Genomic DNA, 26,521 nt, shown 5'->3' on the forward strand with positions numbered 1-26,521 from the left:
ATGTTGATAAGGCCGTCATCTTCAGGAGAGGAAAATGAGATTACATCGTCAGGTTGCGATCGCAATTACAACAGCATGGGTGTTCTCAGCGTTTTTTTCCGGTGGAGCCTGGGCTGCACAGCAAACGATTAACTACTCTAATGGTTCAGGTTCCAATTTTAGTGAGGTGGAGACCGGCGTCACAGGGGGTATGCCCTCAGTCACTCTTACCAATGCAGGTACTGTATCTATGGTATTAGATGCGGGCACTAGCTCGGATGGCACTCCGTTTACTGGCCTAAATGACCTCGGATTTGTAGCTGGTGTTCTTTACTCAAATACCATGATTAATGAGTTCAACAATCGTGGCTTCCGCTTTTTTGAGAAATCAAGTACTAACTTCAGTTTCGACGAAATTACCTTTATGCAGGGGTCGGCCCGAGACTCAGATAAAACGTATCAACTTGTGTTAACTGGCTTCTCTAATGATACTCAAACAGTGACCGAAACTGTCACCTTGCCAAAAGGTGGTGAAGCAAACTCAGGGTTACAGGACTTGTTTACCCTGACCCGTGGTACAGATTTTAATGATTCGGCATGGCAGGACGTTGATACAGTGACTATGGCGTTTACCCGAAGTCCGGGTGCTGACTCTCGTTATCTTATCAGAAGTATCAAGATTGATGACGCTGCGGTTTCAGACTCTACCGCGCCTACTTTTGTCAGTGCGAGCTCAACTCCCACTGATGATGCAACCAATGTTTCTGTTAGCAACAACATCGAGATTGCCTTCGATGAAAATATTGAGCTGAAGAGCGGCAATATTACCATTCGTAATGTTACCGACAGTCGCGACTTTGAAGTATTTAATGTTGCCACTGAAAGCGATGGCACAACAACATCACCAGGCGCTGGTCGCATCAGTGTTACCAACAATAAAGTTTACTTAAACCCAACCAGTGATCTGGCAGGGAACCGGACCTACGCCATTCATATTGAATCCAGTGCCGTGGCTGACAGCGCAAATAATAGCTTCGCTGGGATCATCGATGATGCCACATTTAACTTTACGACAGTCGATACCACGCCAAATGCGCCATCTACACCCGATTTAGATGCTAGTTCGGATACCGGGCCATTAAATACTGATAATATTACCAGTGACACTACACCAACGTTTAGTGGGACTTCTGAGAGTGGATCGATCGTTACTTTATACAGTGATCAAGTCGGTGGAGGTGCAACGGTTATTGGCACAGGCGCTGCTACTGGAGGAAACTGGCAGATAACAACCAATGAGTTGGCGTCTGGTATTACACATGCAATAAGTGCTAAAGCGTCTGATAGCGATGATAATGTTAGCTCGGCATCCAACGCGTTAAGTGTCACCATTGATACAATAGCACCATCCGTAGTGAGCATTACCACGCCGATTGAGGCTGACAGTATCGTCAACGCTGCAGAAGACAACGATGTGTTGATCGCTGGCTCCGGCGCGGAAGCAGGCAACAGCGTGACCGTGACTATCACAGACAATAACAGCTCTGTCAGTCGTACGGTGACGGCCGACAACTCAGGCAACTGGACGCTGAGCGGCAGCGAGCTGGATGTCAGTGGCCTGAACAATGGCACCCTGACGGTGTCTGCAACCCAAGCAGATATAGCAGGTAATATCTCCACCGCAGCTAGCCAGAGTGTTACCCTAGACAATGCAGCCCCATCAGCAGTGACCATCACCACGCCGATTGAAACCGATGGTATTGTCAATGCGGCAGAAGACAACGACGTACTGATTGCTGGCTCCGGCGCGGAAGTAGGCAACAGCGTGACCGTGACTATCACGGACAATAACAGTTCTGTCAGTCGTACGGTGACGGCCGATAACTCAGGCAACTGGACGTTGAGCGGCAGTGAGCTTGATGTAAGTGCGTTTAACAACGGCACCCTGACTGTGTCTGCAACCCAAGCAGATATAGCAGGTAATACTTCTACCGCAGCCACCCAGAGTATTACTCTGGACAATGCAGACCCATCTGCTGTAATCATCAATACGCCGATTGAAACTGATGGGGTCGTCAATGCGGCAGAAGACAACGACGTACTGATCGCTGGCTTCAGTGCGGAAGCAGGCAATAGCGTGACCGTGACTATCACGGACAATAACAGCTCTGTCAGCCGTACGGTGACGGCCGACAACTCAGGCAGCTGGACGTTGAGCGGCAGTGAGCTTGATGTCAGTGGCCTGAACAACGGCACACTCATAGTTGCTGTGACGCAATCGGATACGGCGGGTAATACCTCCAGAGTGACCACCCAGAGCATTACCTTAGATAACGCCGCACCATCAGCTGTGACCATCACTACACCGATTGAAACCGATGGTATTGTTAATGCAGTGGAAGATAACGATGTGTTGATTGCTGGCTCCGGCGCGGAAGCAGGCAACAGCGTGACCGTGACTATCACGGATAACAACAGCTCTGTCAGTCGTACGGTGACGACCGACAACTCAGGCAACTGGACGTTGAGCGGCAGCGAGCTGGATATCAGTGGCTTGAGCAATGGCACCCTGACGGTGTCTGCAACCCAAGCTGATATAGCAGGTAATATCTCCACCGTAGCCACCCAGAGCGTAACCCTAGATAACGCAGCGCCATCCGCTGTTACCATTTCCACGCCGATTGCAATCGACGGTATCGTCAATGCGGCAGAAGACAATGATGTGCTGATTGCTGGCTCCGGCGCGGAGGCTGGCAATAGTGTGACCGTGACCATCACGGACAATAACAACTCAGTCAGTCGTACGGTGACGGCCGGCAATACCGGGGCTTGGACGACTATTGGCAGTGAGTTTGATGTAAGTGCGTTTAACAACGGCACCCTGACGGTCGCGGCGAGCCAGAGCGATGCGGCGGGCAACACCTCCAGTATAGATAGCACAACAATTACGTTAGATAACGTGAGGCCAACTGTTTCTTTGAGCAGCTCAGACCTTGATTTGATCTCTGGCGAAACGGCGAGTATCACGTTCACCTTAAGTGAGTCCTCAAGTGACTTTACTGAGTCAGATGTCACCGTCACTGGCGGCAGTTTGTCTAACTTTGCGGGCAGCGGTGACAATTACACGGCCACCTTTACGCCGGATAGAGACAGTACAAGTACAGCGACGATTAACGTGGCGGCAGATTTCTTTACCGATGCTGCCGGGAATAGCAACACTGCTGCGTCTCAACTGTCTATAACCGTTGATAGTTTAGTGCCGAGTGTGACTATCTCCAGTGATAAATTGGCGCTGAAAGCGGACGAAACGGCGACCATTACCTTTACCTTAAGTGAAGCGTCGAGCGATTTTACCGAGGCGGATATCACGGTTAGTGGCGGTACTTTGTCTGGTTTTGCTGGCAGTGGTAGCAGCTACACTGCGACCTTTACACCAACGGAAGAGAGTGCGACGAGCGGTACTATTGAAGTTGCCACAGGTACATTTACCGATGCCTCTGGTAACACCAATAGTGCAGCTACACCACTTTCCATCAGCGTCGATACTGTGCTTCCAACCGTTAGTATCACTAGCTCCAGCGCTGCGTTGAAAGCGGGTGAAACGGCAACACTCACGTTTACCTTGAGTGAAGCCGCAACTGATTTTTCCGAAGCCGATGTGACCGTGGCTGGAGGAACTCTTTCTAACTTTGCGGGCAGTAGCGCCAGTTACACGGCTACCTTTACACCTGCAGAAGAAAGCACTGAGGATGCAACTATTGATGTTGCAGCCGAGAAATTTAGCGACGCAGCTGGCAACCTCAATACAGCAGCGACTCAGTTGTTGATCTCAGTGGATACGGGGATCCCGACTGGACATAGCATCAGCATTGATCAGGAGAGCATTAACAAAACCAACGAACAGGCGATGAGCTTTACCTTCGCAGCAGCTGAAGTGAACGCGATGTTCACTTATAGCGTGACCGACGGTACCACGACCATTGACGGCGCTAGTCAAACAATTTCTTCGGAGACCATGCAAGTAACGGGCATTGACGTCACTATTTTGCAAGAGGGGACGTTGACAGTAAGCGTGGTGGTAACCGATGCCGCAGGCAACGCATCTGATGCAGTGACGGATACTGTGACCAAACGCTACGATGTCGCGCCAACGGTAGTTGATGATAGCTTCTCGACTGAGGAAGATACGGCGAAACAATTTAGTCTGTTAGCCAACGATTCCGATGTTAATGATGACATGGTCGCTTCTTCTACAACGATTAAAACGCAACCAATTAAAGGTCAGGTGTCGATCAGCAACGGCGTTGTTACCTATACGCCAAATAATAATGAGACAGGCACAGATAGCTTTACCTATACCGTGAAAGATGCCCTGCTGCAGGAGTCGCAAGAGGCGACAGTGACCGTCACTATCATGGCTATAAATGATGCGCCAGTCGCTAAAGCGCTGACCATCAACACCGACGAAGATACCGCAAGCGCAGCAGTCAGCGCGCGTAGTCAAGCGGAGGATGTTGAAGATGGCATCCCAACGGGTGATTTATCGTTAGTTAGTTTGCCTCAAAAAGGACAAGTAGCCATTGATCAAACTGTAGGCACTTTTGTATATACGCCGAATCCGAATGAAAATGGTAGCGATAGCTTTACTTACACGATCGCAGACAGTGAAGGCGGCGTTTCTCTTGCGGCCACGGTCAGCGTCAATATCGGTTCCGTCAATGACTCACCAGTAGCGGAGGAAGACAGTTTTACTTTTGATGAAGATATCACATCGACACTCGATATTTTAAGTAACGACAGTGATATTGAAGATGGGTCATTCACCCCGAGTAGTATTACCCTGCAAGATCTTGGTCAAGGAGAGGGGGTATACAGTTTTGCCACGGTCAGTGTCAATGTCGATGGGACCTTAAAGATTGTGCCAACAGCGAACGTTAATGGTCAACATAGCTTTACCTACATGCTAACCGATAGTGGTCAAGCAGTCTCAGTGCCTGCAACCGTCACGCTCAATATTACGCCAGTGAATGATGCCCCCGTTGCTGTTGATAACAGTGCACAACTACTAGAGGGAGGCTCCTTCGAGGTCAATGTATTAGGCAATGATAGTGATGCCGATGTTGGAGACAGTTTTGAACTCACTAGTGTCACAGTCGTCGATACGCCAGCACATGGCAGTGTGAACGTGACGGCGTCAGGAGCGATTGTTTACAACCCCAATGAGAACTACTTCGGTGAAGATAGCTTCACCTATACGGTGGCAGACTTAGCAGGTGCTGTATCTAACGCCGCAACAGTGACCATGACAGTAACACCAGTCAACGACGCACCAATGGCGCAAGCACAGTCACAAACGCTTGATGAAGACAATAGTTTGGTGATCACGCTGGTTGGTTCAGATATTGATAACGATGATGACACTCTGCAGTATCTTATCACTGAGCAAGTCAGTCATGGCGTGCTAGAGCAGTTGACCAATAATAGTTGGCGCTATACACCAGAAGCGGACTTCAATGGCTCCGACTTCTTCTTGTTCAAGGTCAACGACGGTGATCTCGACTCGACAGAGGTTCGTGTCGATTTGACGGTTAATGCAGTCAACGATACACCAACCGCGACCGATATCAGTGCTACGGGAGAGGAAGAAATACCGCTGACCATTACTTTAAATGGTAACGATGCAGAAGGCTCATCTTTGAGCTATCAAATTGTAAAATCGCCAGTCAACGGTAATGTTACCGTCACAGGCAATCACGCGGTTTATACGGGTAACAGTAACTTCTTTGGTCAGGACAGTTTCACTTACAGCGTAAGTGACGGAGAACTTACCTCTGGAGTGGCGTTAGTGACCATCACGGTGAATAACGTTAATGACGCGCCAGTGATTACGGGTACCCCATCGGCGCAAGTTGATGAAGATAGTGTGTATCAGTTTGTGCCCGCGGCATTGGACAATGACCCAGCGGATACTCTGACCTACTTGATAGCTAACAAGCCACCTTGGGCTACATTTGACAAGACAACAGGAGCGCTTTCTGGCACGCCAAGTAACCGTTATGTGGGGACTTATCCAGGTATCGTGATTAGCGTATCCGATGGCTCTATTTCTTCCTCATTGTCAGCTTTTTCGATTACTGTGAATAACGTTAACGATGCACCCGTTATCTCTGGTTCACCAGCAACACAAGTGAATGAAGACAGCACCTATCTGTTCACGCCACAAGTGTCAGATGTTGACAGCCAAGCCTTCACCTTCAGTATCGTGAACAAGCCATCTTGGGCTAGCTTTGATGCATCAACAGGCACGCTTAGTGGTACACCAGATAATGGTGATGTTGGCAAATATCAGGGCATTGTTATCTCGGTTTCTGATGGTCTCACGACCACAATGCTCAATAGATTCAGTATTGTGGTTAACAATGTCAATGACGCGCCAGTGATCAGTGGCACTCCTGCTCTTACCGTCAACGAAGGCAGTACGTACCGCTTTGCGCTGCAGGCATCGGATGTTGATAGTAGTAGCTTGAGCTTTTCAATCCGCAATAAACCATCATGGGCAACCTTTGATAGAGCAACTGGGTTGCTAAGTGGTACGCCGGAAAATGAGCATGTTGGCAGCACCAATAATATTGTTATTAGTGTCTCAGACGGTGAGCTAAGCACATCTTTAGCAGCGTTTAGCATCACGGTAATCAACGTTAATGATGAGCCAGTGGCGGTTAATGATACCTATGTCTTTACCGAGAGTAACGATGGTAGCTACTTATTGGATGTACTCAGCAACGACAGCGATGTTGATCTAGATACATTACAACTGGAATGGGTTAAACCTACATCTGGAACGGCAACGATTGTGGGCAGTCAAATCCAATTGGTAACGACCTCAATTGGTACAGTGGCAGTGCAATACAGTGTGAAAGATGGTAACGGTGGAAAGGCCACCGCGAAAGTAATCGTGACAATTAAAAGTGCGAAATTGGACGCACCAACAATAGCCGCACCTTCAGATATCGAAGTGAACGCAACTTCGCTCTTTACTAAAGTTGCATTAGGCTCTGCTGTGGCACGAGATAGTACAGGCAAGCTATTACCTGTTTCATTGGTCGACAGCACGACCTTTTTCCGACCTGGAACTAATACGGTCTATTGGCGCACTCAAGACTCTGATGGAAACGTCGCTGAAGCTAGTCAAACGGTAACAGTGTATCCACTGATAAGTATCTCCAAAGATGCGCAAACCACGGAAGGCACCAATCATAGCGTATCGATACACCTTAACGGTCCTTCGCCGAGCTACCCAGTAATCATACCTTATACGGTTTCAGGAAGCACGGACAGTGATGACCACACGCTCACCTCTGGTGAAGTGGTGATACCTAGTGGTACCGAAGGCAAACTTTCGTTCGAACTACTTAATGATGGACAAAATGAGGGCGTTGAAACCTTAGTGATTGATCTGGACAGCACCCTTAATCTAGGTAGTAAGCGTCGTTACACCTTGACAATCTTTGAAGAGAATGTGGCTCCGAAGGTCACGGTAAGTGTATCTCAGGCGGGGGAGCAGCGGAGCCAAATTGAAAATGGTGTTGAACCGGTCACAATCACGAGCAGTGTTAGTGATGCCAATATGTCCGATATACACAGTTTCAGATGGAGTAGTGATAGCGATGTACTTAACCAAGCGATTGCGGGGCAGATGTACAGCGAAACATTGACTTTCTCTCCGCAATTACTGAGTTCAGCGATTTACAATTTGCAATTGACAGTTACTGACAATGGCACTCCACCATTATCAGTGACACGGAATGTCTATTTAGAAGTGGTACAAACATTGGCGGAGCTCGGGAGTGAAGACAGTGATGGCGACTTAATCCCGGATGATCAAGAAGGTCATAATGATAGTGATGGTGATGGTATCCCTGATTATCTTGATGCAATTTCTGACTGTAACGTAATTCAACAGGTTGTGTCAGAAAAAGATCGCTTCCTCATTGAGGGGCAGCCAGGTGTCTGTTTACGCAAAGGAATAACCATTCTGACTAACGCAACAGGAGGAGCTTTATTGCTGGATGAGGAGCTTCCTAAAGATATCAACATGAAGAGCATAGGGGGAATCTTTGATTTTGTAGTAACTAATTTGCCGCTGCCCGGCCAAAGCTATCAATTAGTTTTGCCTCAGCGTTTACCTGTTCCAGCAAATGCAGTGTACCGAAAGTATAACGCTGAACAGGGGTGGATAGACTTTATTGAGGATGCTCAAAACACGGTTTCTTCTAGTGCTGGCGAGGCTGGTTATTGTCCGCCACCAGGGCACAGTTCATGGTCACAGGGTCTGACTGAAGGTGACTGGTGTGTACAACTTACCATTGAAGACGGTGGTCCGAACGATGATGACGGATTGGCTAATGGCAGTGTCGTTGACCCTGGCGTCGTTGCCGCTCGTGTAAGCAATAATACACTCCCTCAAGCGATTGACGACAATGCGTTTGTTAGTCTCAATGGTACGGTGACGATCGATGTATTGAGCAATGATGCTGATGCTGATGGTGATGGTGATGGGCTGAAGGTAAGTCGCGCTTCTGTAGATATTGGTAGTGTTAGTGTGGTTGATAACAAACTAAGTTATGTCACTCAACCACAGTACTACGGGGAGGCTTTGATCACTTATAGCGTAACGGATGGTAATGGTGGAACGGGATCGGCGAAGGTGACGGTAAATGTGGTAAACAGTCAGAATCCGAATGCGGTGGACGATAATATTACCACCGATGATCGTACCCCTGTCACGGTTTATGTCCTTGCTAACGATACCGATCCGGATAACGACACATTGAAGTTGGTTTCAGTCCAAGCGCAGTATGGGCAGGCGGTCATGAATGCAGATCAGAGCGTGACCTATACCCCTACCTCAGGGGTTGAAGGCAATGATGTGTTGACATATATCATTCAGGATAGCCAAGGCCTGCAAGACGCGGGGAAAGTTATAGTGACCGTTAAGTTGGTAAGAGATGTAAAGGTTGAAAATACTTCAGCAGGATCATTGGGTGGCATGGTGTTGATGCTTTTGATTTTGTTAGGAGCCATGCAACGTTATGGAAGAAACAGTGCTCTAGCACTAATTGCTGTGTTTAGTTTTAGTAGTCAAGCGGGCTGGTATGTTGATGTTCAAATGGGGTTAAGCCATGCAGATGAGCGTGATGCTGTTAAAGGTGATAACGTAATCTCTACTGACAACACCGGGTTCTATCGCTCTGTCGGGTTGGGATATACTTTTTCTGATCAATGGTCTGGAACTATTCGTTATATTGATATGGGTGAAGGTAGTGCTACATTGCGTAGTGCTACTACTTCACCAGAAGACTATCACGCCAATGTCGCATCTATAGCCCCACTCCTTGTTAAGGGCATGGGCTTCGACATCGGTTATAAGTTCTGGCAATACAATTCATGGTCCGCAAAACTGAGTTTGGGGGGCTTGTTCTGGGATACCGATATTGAAAGTACGTATCAAGGCAGCAAGATAACGACGGAAGTGGATGGTTTTGATGGATATATTGGTGCAGAAGTTGGCTACAACCTCTCAGATAATTGGGAGATCGGTGTCCAAGGCGCTCGTTATTTTTTACATGAAAATGATGTTGATATAATTGCGCTACAACTTCGTTATTTTTTTGAGCCGTTAGCAGCGTATTAACTTATGGTTTGGTATTTTTCGATAATTTATATCCCAATTGCTCATGAAGCGGTATGGTAAATCACTGGAGATTAATGTCGTGATTGTGCTCTTTATTATGTAGGTCAATAGTCTATAACAAATCCTTAATTACCTTGAAGTCTTTTCTTCTTTAACATCTAGCGAAAGATAGTGTTTTGATAGAGTGTTAAACAGAACTTACGGTTCGATATTAGAAAAATAAGGTTCATTGAATGCTCGATGTGAACTTAACTTAAAAGAAGATGATTTACGCAATAGGGTTGTTGGTAGTGCTGCAAATGTCAGCGTGATACGTCGCTTTACTTTGAACCTAGTACGTTTACAGTCGAAGAAATATAGTGTTGGGGCTGAAGCCAAACCAAGCGTGTCAGAGCGACACAGTTCGTATTGAACCCTTATTGGGTTGAAAAGCGTTCCACGCTGGCTGTCGCCCTGATGCTGATAACTGCGACGATAAATTGATACCGAGCAAAACGATAATTTTATATCTGTTTTAATCCAATATTGATTGAATAATATCAAATGCTTTTTCTATTTTTTGGGTAGGAATAATGCCAAATCCAAATAAGAGGGCATTAGAATGATTGTTGATAGAAAAATGCGATGATGGGTAAACCGCTACATTTGATGAAGCAAATTTATTCATCATTTGTGTCGCGCATCCCGATACTTCAGCTGCTATATGCAATCCACCTTGGCTTGGAATACGTTGTAAGCAATCTATGTTGTCAATTAATTGAGTTAGCTTATTATACCTTTCGCTGTAGATTTTATTCATATTGAGTAAATGGTGAGAGAAATGACCGTCACGCATGAATTCGTCAAGTAGGATTTGAGACACTACAGATGTACTTCTTCCCAAGTGCCATAACATATTTGAAATTGGCTCTATTAAAGACTTTGGCGGAATCATATAGCCAATGCGTATGCCGGGAAATAGTATTTTAGAGAAACTGCCTATCATAACGACGCAGTCATTTTTGTCTTGTGACTTGAGAGCTTTCTTACTGGTATTGAGATAGTGATATTCCGAATCATAATCATCTTCGATAATGATTGCGTTATTAACTTCTGCCCATCTCAGCAGTTCTAACTTCCTGTCAGCTGAGTAGCTAAAGCCTAAAGGGAACTGATGACTAGGCGTTGTATAAATAATTTTGGCATTAGAAGCGATTGATTCAACGACAACACCTTGGTCGTCCATCGGCACGGAGCCTATTTGCGCGCCAAGTAATCGAGCTTGATTTCGAAAAACAGGATATCCTGGATCTTCCGTCGACACGAGATCCCCGGGAGAGAGTAATGTAAGGAGAGTCGTCATTATTGCCTGCTGGCACCCTTGAGTAATGATGATGTCTTCAGGGTCACAGATTACGCCTCTCGAGTGTCTCACATACTCGCAGATAGACTCTCGTAAACAAGCTAACCCTTGTAAATCACCGCCATGTGCAAACTCTGGAGTTAATGCATTGAGCCTACTCAGTCTTGAGTGTCGCCAAATATGCTTTGCTATTCTCTGATGATCAGGAACGCCTAAAGTGAAGTCATAGTCTAGATTCTTTGGTGCGATGATCTCTGGCTTCTTCGATGCGTTAGTGCCAAACACCCCTAGTTGGTAGTGTTTTATTGGTCTCTTATCTTGATTCACCGTTTGTTCTAGAGCATTACTTACGTACGTGCCAGATCCTGCCTTTTTTACTATCCACCCCTCGAACTGAAGTCGCTCATACACCGAAATGACAGTGTTTCTTGCTATGCCTAACTTTTTCGACAGCATGCGGGTTGACGGTAATCTCTCATTTGATCGTAATCTGCCTTCTAATATCCCTTGGTATATCTCGGAGTAAAGTTGTTGGCTGGTGACTTTTCCAGTTTCGAAGTGTAGTGAAAATGGCATCGTTTTCTCTGTAGACGTTGAAAAGTGGTTCTAAAGCGTTGTGAGGATGTGGATCTGTATATACCAAGTATATCTACCTAGTATACCGTTATCGTGATATGGAGAAAGCGTAATTGAGTACACTATTTCCCCATTTTGGAAACGGATGTTACTTACATTCGTATCTAACCGGCCTACCTATCAACGGTGATCAGGTTTAGACCTGTTTATATCGCACTAAAAATTTGAAGACACAGTGTTATTCATCGAGGGTTAACGATTGGAGTTCTTCAAGTCAGGATTACTTTTATATAAAAAGTTAAAAGCCTTGGAATAAACTAGAAATTAATTATAAGTTAAAATTAAAAAATTGAGGGTTCAATGAAGTTAAACAATGCCTTGCTGGCCATTTTATCGCTCACTTCTTTCGTCACGTTTGCGAAAACGGAGTTAACGGTTAGCAGTCAATTAAAGAGCGTAGTTGATGAATGCGCTAAAGGATTAATCAACGAATACGACATTCCGGGGTTGGCTGTTGCAGTAACGATTGATGGTAAACGTTATTTTTATAATTACGGTTTGGCTGACGTAAGTAAGGGGAGTTTAGTCACCAACGACACAATTTTTGAACTCGGCTCTATCAGTAAAACTTTTGCTGCTACTTTGACTGGGTACGCCCAAGAAAAAGGTAAGCTAGACATGGATGACAAGGTCAAAGATTATATTCCAGAATTAGAGAATAGTGCTCTGGGTAATACCAAGCTAGTTAATGTCGCCACCTACACTGCAGGTGGTCTACCATTGCAATTCCCTAGCGAAGTAACGAACGACGCTGAAATGATGCAGTACTACAAAACGTGGAAACCGGAGTACGAAGCCGGTACTAAGAGGAAGTACTCAAACCCTAGTATTGGTCTATTTGGCTACATCGGTGCCTTGAGTATGAAGTCAGACTATACGGAAATGATGGAAACCGTCATCCTGCCTGAGCTCGGTATGACCAATACCTTTGTCGATGTACCAAAGGATAAGCTTAACAACTATGCTTTTGGTTATAGTTCTGAGGGAAAACCCGTTAGAGTTAATCCAGGTATTCTTGATGCACAAGCCTATGGTATTAAATCAACAAGCTTAGATATGCTTCAATATATCGAAGCAAATATGGGTCAAGCGCAACTTAATACTGATATAGAAAATGCGCTAGAGAGAACTCATACTAAGTATTTTGATACCGACACGTTTACACAAGCCGTAGGATGGGAGGGTTATGATTACCCCGTTTCACTTTCGCAATTATTGAAGGGTAACTCCAGCGATGTAATTCTCAAAGCTAAACCGGTTCAAGCAAGTGTATCTGGTACTCTCGGTCGTGACGTTTGGTATAACAAAACGGGCTCAACAGGTGGCTTTGGGGCATATGTCGCGTATGTACCCTCTGAAAAAATAGGCATAGTGATTCTGGCGAATAAAAACTACCCTAATGCAGAAAGAGTAGAGGCTGCTTACCATATTATTAGCTCAGTGGTGAAGTAAATTTTAGTGGTAATAGGCACTACGTAATTATTAGAGCTTATTTAGATACATACTATCTACAGTGTTTTATTAGATAGTATTTATAGGAGTATTCATGAAAACTAAGCATTGGTCTAAGGTGACTTTGCTACATGAAGTTGTTACGAACCCAAATATAACGATTAAAGGTAAACATAGTTATTACAGTGATTGTTGGGACGCCGGTTTTGAAGAGTCTGTTGTAAGATATCTACAAGGCGATGAGTTCAGCCGAGATTGGGAACCAAAATGGAAGATTGATAAGTTACATATAGGTGACTTTGTCTGTATTGCAGCGGAAGTTGTCATTGTTATGGGGGGAAACAGTACACATAGAGCTGATTGGTTCTCCTTGTACCCATTTATGGACTTTATTGAAGAAGCGTACGTCGGGAAAGGAGATACTCATATTGGCGATGGCGCCTGGCTCGGTATGCGATCCATGATAATGCCGGGTGTGACTATCGGAGAAGGAGCAATCGTTGCGGCAAACAGTGTTGTGACGAAAGATGTTGAGCCTTACAGCATGGTTGCGGGGTCACCAGCTAAGCATGTCAAATATCGCTTTTCTCGAGAGACGATAGACGAACTGCTTGCTCTTAGGATATATGATTGGCCTGATAAGAAAATCGACAGCCTGAAGAGATTTTTATGTTCAGACGATTTAGAAGGGCTGAGAAAGGCAAGCGCTGAATATGATAGAAACCACTCATAATCGTGACAGCGTCACTGTTTAGAAAGTAAGAAAGAGGTATTGTTGGGCCTCTTTGTATTAGATATCTAGCCAATACAATGAGTAATCATTTTATTCTTTTATTGATCTTTTACGTGAACATGATAGGGCGCGTACCATTTGCGTTCAAGAACAAGAGGACAACGTGTTTGGTAAAGGGGAAACCGATGGAATATCGGGAAATTATAATCATTAAGAGCCGCATGTAGCGGCTCTTTTTGATCCTGAAATTGGTTAGTGGCGACAGACTACGAAGCGCTCAGAGGGTTACGAGGACTCGCTTCAGATAAATGAAGAAAGAGCGAATCGAAGTGGCTGTTGTTACCTATTTGACTGCTCATACCGTTGCCATTCCGCTGTTAACTCTGCTTTTTCTTTTCTCGCTGCAATCAGCATTTCTATATTTACGTCAGTGTTTGGGTGCCTTTGAATGTATCGCTCGTAATCAACCGGAACACCATTGATGTGCAGTTCAAGATGTAAATGCGGCCCTGTTGTTCTTCCTGTGTTACCCGTTTTCCCTATCACTTGTCCTCGGCTGATCTTCTCACCAACATGGACGTTGCGCTGAGATAAGTGTAGGTAGCGTGATACAGAGCCATTTGTGTGGCGGATATTAATATAGTTGCCCGCAAAACGGTTGTAGCGGGACTTTAAAACGATGCCATCAGCAATACTACGAATCGGTGTACCTACAGGTGTGGCATAATCAGTGCCTAAGTGCGGAGTCGTTATATTGGTCACTGGATGTGTTCGCTTTAAGTCATAGTCAGAGCTCACTCTGTAGTTTTTATCAAAGGGTGAAGAAAACATGAACTGATTATTTATCGACACACCATGCTCATCAAATACGTTACCGTGACCATCATTGATAATAAATAAATCAGTTTTACTGCCTAAATAGTAAAAAGAACTAATGTAAGTTTCATTTTTACTATTTAATTTAGTTCTTAATATAAAGTTATCACCTCTTTTAATAGAGTCAATAATATTAAACTTGCTTTTGATAAGTGCTAATAGCAAGTTGATCTCTTTTTGACTCACTCCTGATTTTAATAATGAAGCGACAAAAGAGTATTCAACAACACCGATAGTGATTTTTTGCCTACGAGTCTTCTTTTTAATTGATGGCTGCACATTCTCACTTTCGAATTCTAAAGGCTTGATGGTAGGTAGCCTATCCACAGGAGTGAGGAAGTAGTGAGAAAGCGATACGCTAATCAATATGATTAACGCAGTAGTGATAAGGGCTACGGTAGGAGCTTGCACACTCCTTTTTATTATTAAAATAGTCATTAGTTTTGTTGGTTTATCAATACTGACAGTTGTGCGTAGAGTATAATATTTTAAATAAAAACTAGCATTAAAGCATGAGTAATTCCTCTGTTTTAACTAAGTTAATAATTATAGGATGTAAAAATAATTTTAATAATTCAGTCAAAGTGACGGTTGGCTTGGTGTTTATGCCTATTTTGTTGGTGTTAATGTCACGTTGAGAAAATATTTTTCAATAATATAATCTCGGGAAAATATATTTTGCCAAATTACTATGTTCGCTAAAAATACGCTGAAATTAACATTAGGTCTTACGCTTACATCTCTTTTATTGAGTGCATGTGGTGGTGGTGATGGAGGAGACAACACACCTCCAGCTAGAAGCAAAGGAAGCATTTCCGGTATGGTGTTTGACGCCCCAGTCAATGGCGCCAAGATTGAGGTTTTCGAGTTCAAAAATGGAAACTTAGGTCGGAAGTTGGCTAACACGACGTCTGATGCCTTCGGAAACTATCTGCTAGAGTTTGAATCGTCGTCAATGCCTCTTTTTGTTGTTGCAAAAGAGGGGAGTTATACCGATCCGTTTACAAATGAAACGGTATCTGTGAGTAATGCGAAGACACTTAAATTTGAAGGTGTTGTGAACTTTAAAGAGGGGAGTGAGCAAAAGTTAATGCTTACTCCGCTGTCGAACTTGGCAGCAGGCTTGGCAAAGTACAAAATTTCTCAGGGGGCCACAGATGAAAGTGCCTTTTCAACTGCTTTGGATAGTATCAATAGCATGTATGGCTTTGACGTAAATGAGACCAAACCTATTGATATTACCAAAGGTGGGCAAAGCAGTTTTGCTAGTGCTGGGCATCAATACGGTGCTTTATTAACAGCATACTCGTCTTACTCTTACGATCTTATAAAAAAATACGGCAACAGCGATAACGTCTACACTTCGATGCACTTCGCTGACATCCAATATCGGGATGTTATTGCAGATGGTGTTCTTGATGGTCTTGAAGTGAGCAAGACTTCAGGAGCAGTGACTCCCCTCAGCTTTGGACAGAAAAAGATAAACAGCGACGTTTACACACGTGACTTATCTCAGCACGTTTTGATCGTGGTAAACGACCCAAGTATCAATATTTCTGGTACTGATGCTGCCGACTATGTCGACTTTAGTAAGAAGCTTAATGACTTAGGTACATATGGCAGTACAGATGGCGTCATTCCACCGCGAGATGGGACGGAGATTGATACCACAGCGCCTATCGTGACACGCATTGACCGTGATGTACTTGCAGGCACCGATAAAGTTGACCTAAAAATTGTTGATGATATCGGTGTAGAAGACGTATCCGCCTTTATTCAGTATCAGATTAATGGCTCGTGGTCTGGTGAATTTCAATGTAACGACATACAAGATTTTGGAAGCACATTCTGTTCGGTTGAATTTGATGATTTTGAAGTTGGCCTTCGAGAGACCAACGTTAAAGTTAACATTAATACCAAAGAGATCGATAGTGTAGATATGAACTCTGCCACAGGGCTCTCAAACGTAACAGCAGCACGGTTAGTCTTGTATACAGCGGATGTGCTGGGTAATGAGTTAATTCCAGGCAGCCATTCGGGTCTTCATATCAACTTTGAATGGGATAACGATGCGCCTGTTATCGATATTACATCGGCGAGTGCAATTAATAACCAACTTAAAGAATACGTTCTGAAAGGAGTTGTAAAAGAAAGCTCGCAAGAGATTAGTTCGGTCAGTATTTCATTTAAAGATGGCTTACATGAGGGCGTCACATGTTCTCCTGTCACTGTAGAGTCTGGAAATGCTTGTGAGTTTAGTAAGGCTTACCCAACTGATGAATTCCTATCTACGACGGTCTTTGAGGTTCGAGCGAAGGATAGCAAAGGGAATACGGGCGCTGCGCAGCATGCAGTAAGTCGTGACGATCAAGCGCCAGCACAGACGATAACCTATCCTGAAGGTACGTCAATGACGTACGTAAATGTGGGTTTAGATGGTGAACGAACCACTTACGATGGTATCTACTCTCAAGATACGTACACCCCAGACAATGTTCAAGCAAGCCGCGATTTCCTGAAGATTGACTATGCGTACGCAAGTTTAGGGATTCAGAACTCATTAAAAGGGATAGATTTTAGTAACTTCAACGCTAATTTATTGAAAGAGAATAAAATCCCTTATGTTCGTGTGAAAGTTTCAGACGTAAACACCGATACGGTTTTAGGCTCCAACGCTAATAAGCTTAAGCTCGTCGTCAAGTACTACGTAAGCCAAAACAACGATAACAACTACTCACTTCAGCAAGTTATTGACACAACCGCATCCGATGACGATTACATCGCAAAAATTCCGCACGAAACGCTGTTAGATAGCAATGGGCGAGTAGAGGATGTCATCTATTACATTCCTTTTGTAAGAGATATTTTGGGTGACAGCTTTAAATCGGTATCAGAAAACAGTAGTCAAAAGTTAGTCATTCAAACCGTCGATGAGTCTGATAACGAAAGCACTCCAAGAGAAGTATATTTTAGAAGTAGCTTTGACCTACCAACCATAAAAGTGGTGACACCATTTATTGGTGCGCGAGCTCAACTTGAAGGGTTGAGCCCAAGTGGTGAATTCACTTCACTTGCAAGTTGTACCACTATCCAGCAACTGGAAAGTGACCAGTCCATGGCTCTTGACGTAGCGAGCTGTGAAACCACAACTGACGTAGTGAATTATGATTTCATGCGTGTTCGTTTAATTGGTATCGAAGGCAGTGAGCCATACTATTACCAATGGAAAAGAGATCCAGGGACCAAGAAAGTAACGGTTGACTTAAACAAGGCCAATATTGGTGTGTATTTTAAGCTCAAAGGTTCTCAAACTTACTATATTACTGAACTATCGACATATCAGACTGGTTTGTTTGATTTCCAGTGGGATCAAGTGACAGCGGGAGAGAAAACTTCAGAACGTGCGATTCAAATTCTTGATGAGGTGCGCTACGCGTTATCAGGTACGAATAACAACTCATTCTTTGGGTTTGACCCAACGGTTGTGTCTTATGCAACCAATGAAATGCTTACGACTAAAGCGATTCCAGACAAGCCATCAAATGACTATCTACACCGATTCCTTGTTGAAGCAATTGATAGTATTGCCGAGAGAATGCCAAGAAATAACTCATTAGATTTTGCATCTGCTATTTACGATGATTTTAGCTACGATGGAAAAGCAAATGGTGTAGGGGCAGGAGGAAGTCAAGTTACGCTCGATTCTTACACGTTTGGCGCCGAAACTTACCGAAAAGATCTGGCGCAATCCTATTATGAAATCATGGCGAGCAAATACGGTATTGAGACCAATATCGCGCAGCTCTATGCTGATGATATTTCGATGGCTAATCCTGACTTAAATGGTAAGAACATTTTTGATACAGAGGGTAGCAGTATCGATACCTTGCCTCCGCAGCCAAAATTAACCATTGAAAGCGGTAGAGAGACGATGGTTGGTAATAGGCTTTATATCGCTGGCGAGGTTGTTTCTAAAATTGTCCTAGACGATCCTTCTGGTATTGTAGGAACCGACGCTCACGGCCCGAAGTTTAGCACGATGTGGTATCAAGCCAATGAGCCAAATATTGAAATACCACTGGACATCAACATCGTAGAAAACTCAGACAGCAGCAATGCTTATCGAAAAGAGTACTTCTTCACCCTTAACTCCCAGTCTAGTGAACTAAAAGATATTATAGAGTTTGCCGTGGAGACCAGTGCTATGGACCCACATGGCAATGCGTATGGTTACAATGGTAAATCTCCGTTTATAGAATCGGTGTTTATTGATAACGACTTCCCTAAGGCCAGTTACCTTCCACCCAATGATGTCGATGGTAAACCTGTAGAAAACGGTATTTATTTAAATGCGAACAATACTCATGAATTAACCTTCAACGTTGAGGATATTGTTGGTGATAAGCTTGCCTCGAGGGGCCTTGTTTTCTACCAGCAAACCGGTGAAAAAGTAACATACACACCAGAAAACTTTGCAAGTAACTCGAAAGACGCGTTTAAAGTCAAACTATGTACGGGCGAGATTTGTTCAAATCAAGGCTCTACGATTTATCCTGGTGATGGAGATTGGTTAGTTGTTGCAGCAGCAGAGGACAACTTAGGTAACTCCGTTTCAGAGTTAACTAGCACCGCTCCGAGATTCAATATTCGTATCGACTCTGAAGCTCCTATTGTAAAAAGTGAGCAGGTTCAAAGCCGTTTAGGTGGTAATAACCAATGGACACCTGTCATTGATTGGGGGACGTTAAGCTCTGGCAATAACGTAAAAATAGATTTGCGCCGCGGATCTGGTCAGGCTCTGACATTAGAAAGCTGTGACCCTCTAACAGAGGAGTGTGACGTACCATACCTAGTTGGTGAACAGCCTGACGTCAAAGTCCAACTGGTTTCAAAAGCATTTGATTACGATGAATGGAATGAGTTTTACGTCACTGCGACGGACAACGCTTACCCTGCCAATGTTAGTACAACAGGGAAATTTACCTTCCAAGTCGATAACAAAGGCCCTGAAATCATCCTAAACACGCCTTGGGTTGAAGACACATTGTCTAAAGAGAACTATGTCATAGGGCGTGAGTTCAATGTGCGATTTAAATCCGTAATAGACGATTCAGACCTTGAGCAAGTCTCGCTGTATCAAAGTGGTAAAGATTCGCCAATTAAGACAATTGTGCCAACGGATTCATCTAAAGAGTTTGTCATGTCTCTTATCAAGAGTGACACAGATAAAATAGACATTTCTGAAGATGAAAAAACAACGTCATTGTATGTAAAAGCAACCGATATTTATGGTTTTGAGTCTAGTTCTAACACGCACAAGGTTATTCTTGATCGTGATGGGCCAACATTAGGCTTAAGTGGTTTCAATGCGAATGACTACTACTTAGGTAACTATGTCTTTGACCTAACGGCGCTAGACCTAAATGCAAACGGTGATGTTTCAATTAATGGCGTAAATCGAGAAAGCCTAGAGTATTGGACGTTTAGCGATCTGGAACCATTACCTGGCTCTCCCGGTACAAAAATCAATGAGGATCTCAAAGTGAGCCTTGGTGATTTAGGTACGGGTACACACAAGGTTCGTTTAAAAGGGTCTGATGTTCGTGGCAACACAACCTTAACCAGTGATGAGCAAGATTTTACCGTCAAAGTGTACAACTCAATCCCGCAGGTGACGCTGGCGATGAGTTACACGGATGGAACGCCAATTACAAACAACACCATCTATCAAGATGGAAATATCGTACTGACGCTTGATATTGTTGATGATAGTGGCGTTGATCGAATTGACTCAACTTATAGATTCTCTGGAGAGCAAAACGGGACTAACTTTACGTTCTCAGAAACCGCAGATGGCACTTGGACTGCAACGTTGCTTTCTACACAAATTGCCAAAGATGGTAATTATGAACTTGATATCAAAGTTTATAACAAAGTTCGTTACCTTGATGAAAAAGACCGAAAGGTTGGAAAAGTAAACCAAACCTTTAGCGTACAGCGTGAAGGCGTGGTTCTAACAGTTGAAAGCCCGCTGGACTTCCAAAATTACTTATCTGATGGTGTTCTTGATGTCACCTTTACTACATTGAGTGCGGTCAAAGCCAAAACGTTAGAGTGTTGGGTTCGTGAAGAATACAACTCTCTAGATGCGCCACCAACTAATGAGCAACCAACTTCTGGTGTTATCAACGTATCGCAAGAACCTTACAGTTGTAGTGTCAATGTTGGGCAAAACATGACCAAAGCACCTGTTACTTTGATCACTAAAACCTTGGGTACAAATGGGCGTGAAACGATCAACAAGTTCAATTTCTCGATGGTGGATATTGATGCACCGACAGTCGTAGATGGTAACTCATACAGTTTTAAAGGAAGTGATGTTTGGTTTGATGAAGCTTTGAAGAAGAAGATGCTCACATTTGAGCTCTCTTTCAATGATGCTTTATCAGGCGTGAATACCGAAAGTTCAGATGAATATCCAAAGTTGGTTCGTAATCTTGGCAACAAAGCTTATACACCAACGACTTGTGCCAAAGGTGTTGGAAATATCAAGTGTACGTATTCTGAATCCTATGCCGATATTATTGATGGCCTGAGTACAACTCAAGAATACAAAATCAAGAACTTATCTGATTTAGCAGGAAACTTGACGCCAGAGCACGATCTACTGCTTGAATTACCTAAAGGTTCGGTAGTCGTTGAAATTACTGATCCGGTTGGAAACACAACCATTAATGGTCAGCAGCTTGTCGCCAAATTCAGAATTAAGCTGTATGAAAACTCTAGACTAGACAATGTGATGGCCAGGTTTGGAACGGAATCCTACAACTATAAAGATAATCCGGAGAAGTTTGCACAATTAGAGGTGTGTGCAGATGATCCAACCTACAAGTGTTCAACATTTACAAGTGAACTTCCTAGCGATGCGGATGGAAAAACGATCAGGACAACGATTACCGCAACGGATGTGTGGTCGAGAGTCGGTGAAGCGACCGTTGATATTAAAGTTGACAACACACCTCCAAGTGTTGGCGATGAGATTATCGTAACCGAATCGCCAACAAATCCTGATAATGTTCGTTTTCGTTTTGACATAACGGACACTGGTAGCAGCCTGGCAACAGTAAACTACTCGGTTTTAAACCCGAGTTATCAAGAAGAAAGAGTAGAGGATGGGAATGGTTCATCTACGTACTTTGAACTACCGAAATCTCAGTTAGAGGGGCGTGGTTCAATCACAGTAGACATCAAAGCGACAGATAGCGTCGGACTGTATTCTGATATCAGAAAAGTCATTGATATTAGTGTTCCTAAAGTCACAGTTGATTTCGATGGAATTACGAGTTTGCAGGGTGGGAAACTGTTTTTAACCAAGGCAAGCCAGCCGTTTACGGTATCTACGGTGGAAGGAGAAAGAGTGAAAGCTTCACAATATTCTGTGGAGCTTATTCCAAGCCTCGGTGATTCCTTGCGTTACTCAGGTGATGTTATCTCATCTAGTGGTAATGGAATGATGAACTTTGCCGTCGATAACCAAGGGTCATATACCCTTAAGGTGACGGTGACGGACTCAGTTGGAAGAGAGAATACAAGCTTTGAATTACTAGGCAAAAGTTATGATGGAAAGGTTATCGAATCTATTGTTGATTATGACGCTCCAAGTATTTCGGGCTTAAGTGCTAATCAAACCTCTAAGGTGCCGACAAACGATAAGTATCAACTAGAAATTAGTGCATACATTACAGATAAAAATTTAAATCTCGTCACGTCAAAAGCGGTGAGTGGTGGTAGCACAGTGGCTCCTCAAGCGATTACTGAGCCGACAACCGAAGCGGGGCCTTATGTCATAAGCTATTTGTTACCGAAAGGCGATCATACGATCACGTTGGCAGCAACAGACAAGGTGGAAAACAAGAGTGAAAGTTCTATTGACGCGCATGTGGAAGCGGCAACCGTTCCCGGGCTAAGTATCTCTACCGCCTCAAGCGCCCCTCTTTTTGGAGGCGAAGAGATTACGCTTGCGTTTAACTTTACAGAAGAAGTTACGAACTTTGATATCTCAGATGTCCATCTTGTCGCTAGTGATAGCGGTGCAACAGGAACGTTAAAACAAGATACGTGGTCCACTTCAGACAACGTTACCTGGACGGTTAATTACATCAGTCCAGAAAAGCAAGATAAAAACATAACAATACAGGTAGAGGATGATAGCTATCAAAGTACCAACACAATTCCTGGAAAAGGAAGCAGCTTAAGTATCGCGGTTGAAGGAACCTTACCAAAACTGACCAATGTGACATTTAACCCCGAGCATCAGAGCGTGGGGCAAAGCGTGAGTGTCTCGCTTGAGTTTGATAAAGAGCTCCAAGAGGCGACCGCTACGCTTGGCGGCAATCGCATTAGTTCTCTGTCAGCAACGGCAGATAAAAAGGTTTGGGTTGGTGATGTACAAGTTCCGAGCACCGCGCTGTTAAGTGTCGACTTGGTTGTTAGTCAGTTTAAAGATTTGACTGGCAACATAGGTGAGGATAACACCGCTCACGAATTGCCAATCACGCCAACCTTAGCTATTAAGCCAGTGGGCAGTGTGGATGAAACGCATGCCGCCACGCTACAATTCGAAGGCACGTCGACACGTTTTGATGGTCAGTCCCTGCGTCTTGAAGTGAAAGCACAAGGCAGCGTGACGGTACTAAAAAGCGGCAGTGCAACAGTACAAGCCGGTGGCACTTGGACCAGTGACGCGATGGATATGAGTCACCAAACCAATGGCACTTATACCGTTATGGTGACGGGGACGAACTCAGCGGGCATTGAAGTAAGTGAAAGTCAGAGCTTTACACTGGCGCAGTCTCTGCCAACGCTGACTAACGTGACGTTTACGCCTGAGCACCAAGCCATCGGCCAAAGCGTGACGGTAACGCTGGAATTCGATAAAGATCTGCAATCCGCCGCAGCGGAGTTGGGTGGCACGACGATCACCTCATTAATGGCAACCGCGGACCCAAGTGTTTGGACTGGTGATGTAGTGGTACCAAGCACGTCAGAGCTGAATGTGGGGTTGCTTGTTCGTGACTACCAAGACTTATCAGGGAATACCGGTAGTCAGAACACGGCTTACTCCATGCCGATCACGCCAACCTTAGCTATTACGCCAGTGGGCAGTGTGGATGAAACGCATGCCGCCACGCTACAATTCGAAGGTACGTCAACACGTTTTGATGGTCAGTCCTTGCGTCTTGACGTGAAAGCCCAAGGCAGCGCGACGGTATTGAAAAGCAGCAGTGCGACGGTACAAGCCGGTGGCACTTGGACCAGTGACGCGATGGATATGAGTCACCAAACCAACGGCACTTATACCGTGATTGTGACAGGGACGAACTCAGCGGGCATTGAAGTAAGTGAAAGTCAGAGCTTTACTCTCGCGCAGTCTCTGCCAACGCTGACTAACGTGACGTTTACGCCTGAGCACCAAGCCATCGGCCAAAGCGTGACGGTAACGCTGGAATTCGATAAAGATCTGCAATCCGCCGCAGCGGAGTTAGGTGGCACGACGATCACCTCGTTAGTGGCAACCGCGAACCCAAGTGTTTGGACTGGTGATGTGGTGGTACCAAGCACGTCAGAGCTCAATGTGGCGTTGCGGGTTAGTGACTACCAAGACTTATCAGGAAACACCGGTAGCCAGAACACGGCTTACTCCATGGCGATCACACCAACCTTAGCCATCACGCCGGTGGGCAGTGTGGATGAAACGCATGCCGCCACGCTACAATTCGAAGGTACGTCGACACGTTTTGACGGTCAGTCCCTGCGTCTTGAAGTGAAAGCCCAAGGCAGCGCGACGGTACTAAAAAGCGGCAGCGCGACAGTACAAGCCGGTGGCACTTGGACCAGTGACGCGATTGATATGAGTCACCAAACCAATGGCACTTATACCGCGATGGTGACGGGGACGAACTCAGCGGGCATTGAAGTGAGTGAAAGCCAGAGCTTTACACTGGCGCAGTCTCTGCCAACGCTGACTAACGTGACGTTTACGCCTGAGCACCAAGCCATCGGCCAAAGCGTGACGGTGACGCTGGAATTCGATAAAGATCTGCAATCCGCCGCAGCGGAGTTAGGTGGTACCACGATCACTTCATTAGTGGCAACCGCGGACCCAAGTGTTTGGACTGGTGATGTAGTGGTACCAGACTCGTCAGAGCTGAATGTGGCGTTACTAGTTCGTGACTACCAAGACTTATCAGGGAATACCGGTAGCCAGAACACGGCTTACTCCATGCCGATCACGCCGACCTTAGCTATTACGCCAGTGGGCAATGTGGATGAAACGCATGCCGCCACGCTACAATTCGAAGGCACGTCGACACGCTTTGACGGTCAGTCCCTGCGTCTTGAAGTGAAAGCACAAGGCAGCGTGACGGTACTAAAAAGCGGCAGTGCAACAGTACAAGCCGGTGGCACTTGGACCAGTGACGCGATTGATATGAGTCATCAAACCAATGGCACTTATACCGTGATTGTGACGGGGACGAACTCAGCGGGCATTGAAGTGAGTGAAAGCCAGAGCTTTACACTCGTGCAACCTCTGCCAACGCTGACTAACGTGACGTTTACGCCTGAGCACCAAGCCATCGGCCAAAGCGTGAAGGTAACGCTAGAATTCGATAAAGATCTGCAGTCCGCAGCGGCGGAGTTAGGTGGTACAACGATCACTTCATTAATGGCAACCGCGGACCCAAGTGTTTGGACTGGTGATGTGGTGGTACCAAGCACGTCAGAGCTCAATGTGGCGTTGCTTGTTCGTGACTACCAAGACTTATCAGGAAATACCGGTGGCCAGAGCACGGCTTACTCCATGCCAATTACACCGACAATACACCTAGACGTTATCAACGATGTTACTGGAGTGGAAAGCGTGACAGTAAGTGGTAGCAGTGAACGGTTTGAAGATGGTGAGTTCATAGATATTAAAGCAGTCGACGCTGATGGTACAGAAGCCACAGGCATGGCTACCGTGCTTTCAGACTCATGGACAACTGATTTAGATCTCTCAGGACTCAAGGAGGGTGTAGTGACGATTTATGTAAATGGTACCAACAAGCTTTCCGCCTCTGCGGAAGAGGCTCAAGCAACATTTAACTATGATCGTTTCGCAAGTACAGCCTCCTTAGGTGCTGTTTACAACCGATATTTTAGTGATAACAAAACTTTAAAAAATGCGGCATAAATAAAGCGAGCGTTTAGCTCGCTTTATTTCTTTGGGACTTTTTGTGATATTTATCAAAATAATTGCCTTTATTGATAAGTTACTCGAATTAATGAATCGTCTTAATACAAGGCTGAATAACTATAATAACTAGGCCAATGTTGCTTTTAGGTGTGTATGAAGTGATTGTGATGGTCGCTCGGCAGGTGCTGTGGTGAATGTGTCGCGTTGAAAATCTTTTTAAATATTATATATTTACGCTCGTTTCTATACTCTGAGTATAGTGTTCTGCATGAGGTCGATGGGTCATACCTCGCCTCTTTAACTCGCGATGAAGCAAATTTAATCCTAGCAAGCTTCAGAGCAGTTACTTTTGTGAGTGCGTAATGCGCTCACCTTTTTATTTAAACTTCCTCAGTAACAGTCAATTTGTTGTTTGTTGCTGAGGAGGGCACCTCATAAACTTCTGAATTTCCTCGTGCTTACCTGAAGCGCACGTTACTACGATTTTTGTTAACTTCAGTCCATAAATTAAATTTTTTTAGATAGTAAGATTTTACCATTTTGACAGAGTGGGTGATGTTACTGGCTTTTATT

6 protein-coding genes are annotated in these 26,521 nt (G+C 44.7%); 4 read left to right on the top strand and 2 right to left on the bottom strand.

Annotated elements, in window-relative coordinates; all coding sequences use genetic code 11:
* Nucleotides 1-229: 229 nt before the first annotated feature.
* Nucleotides 230-9,673: an Ig-like domain-containing protein gene (locus R7Q38_RS01875; protein WP_411913397.1), complete on the top strand. Its 9,444-nt coding sequence runs from the start codon at nucleotides 230-232 to the stop codon at nucleotides 9,671-9,673.
* A 514-nt stretch (nucleotides 9,674-10,187) separates the two neighbouring features.
* On the opposite strand, the gene R7Q38_RS01880 is transcribed toward R7Q38_RS01875, so the two are convergent.
* Nucleotides 10,188-11,591 carry a PLP-dependent aminotransferase family protein gene (locus tag R7Q38_RS01880; protein ID WP_017821907.1) on the bottom strand — a complete coding sequence of 468 codons (1,404 nt, stop codon included), beginning with the start codon at nucleotides 11,589-11,591 and terminating at the stop codon, nucleotides 10,188-10,190.
* Nucleotides 11,592-11,951: 360 nt separating this feature from the next.
* On the opposite strand from R7Q38_RS01880, the gene ampC reads away from it, so the two are divergent.
* Nucleotides 11,952-13,103 carry a class C beta-lactamase gene (ampC, locus tag R7Q38_RS01885; protein ID WP_005373435.1) on the top strand — a complete coding sequence of 384 codons (1,152 nt, stop codon included), beginning with the start codon at nucleotides 11,952-11,954 and terminating at the stop codon, nucleotides 13,101-13,103.
* A gap of 94 nt (nucleotides 13,104-13,197) precedes the next feature.
* Nucleotides 13,198-13,836, top strand: a complete 639-nt coding sequence (locus tag R7Q38_RS01890; RefSeq protein WP_005373432.1) for a CatB-related O-acetyltransferase — start codon at nucleotides 13,198-13,200, stop codon at nucleotides 13,834-13,836.
* 339 nt (nucleotides 13,837-14,175) lie between these two features.
* Here the strand turns inward: R7Q38_RS01890 and R7Q38_RS01895 are convergent, their stop codons facing one another.
* Entirely contained in the window at nucleotides 14,176-15,150 is a 975-nt protein-coding gene (locus R7Q38_RS01895; protein WP_025998710.1) for a peptidoglycan DD-metalloendopeptidase family protein, read from the bottom strand.
* A gap of 253 nt (nucleotides 15,151-15,403) precedes the next feature.
* Between R7Q38_RS01895 and R7Q38_RS01900 the strand changes: the two genes are divergently transcribed.
* Nucleotides 15,404-25,945: a tandem large repeat gene (locus tag R7Q38_RS01900; RefSeq protein ID WP_318113988.1), complete on the top strand. Its 10,542-nt coding sequence runs from the start codon at nucleotides 15,404-15,406 to the stop codon at nucleotides 25,943-25,945.
* The last annotated feature ends 576 nt before the right edge of the window (nucleotides 25,946-26,521 follow it).

Source organism: Vibrio sp. Vb0598 (assembly GCF_033338935.1).
Classification (GTDB): domain Bacteria; phylum Pseudomonadota; class Gammaproteobacteria; order Enterobacterales; family Vibrionaceae; genus Vibrio; species Vibrio alginolyticus.

Bases quoted from the DNA above. Each gene is read 5' to 3' on its own strand.
- R7Q38_RS01875 (WP_411913397.1), top strand. From the start codon at position 230: ATGGTATTAGATGCGGGCACTAGCTCGGATGGCACTCCGTTTACTGGC.
- R7Q38_RS01880 (WP_017821907.1), bottom strand. From the start codon at position 11,591: ATGCCATTTTCACTACACTTCGAAACTGGAAAAGTCACCAGCCAACAA.
- ampC (WP_005373435.1), top strand. From the start codon at position 11,952: ATGAAGTTAAACAATGCCTTGCTGGCCATTTTATCGCTCACTTCTTTC.
- R7Q38_RS01890 (WP_005373432.1), top strand. From the start codon at position 13,198: ATGAAAACTAAGCATTGGTCTAAGGTGACTTTGCTACATGAAGTTGTT.
- R7Q38_RS01895 (WP_025998710.1), bottom strand. From the start codon at position 15,150: ATGACTATTTTAATAATAAAAAGGAGTGTGCAAGCTCCTACCGTAGCC.
- R7Q38_RS01900 (WP_318113988.1), top strand. From the start codon at position 15,404: ATGTTCGCTAAAAATACGCTGAAATTAACATTAGGTCTTACGCTTACA.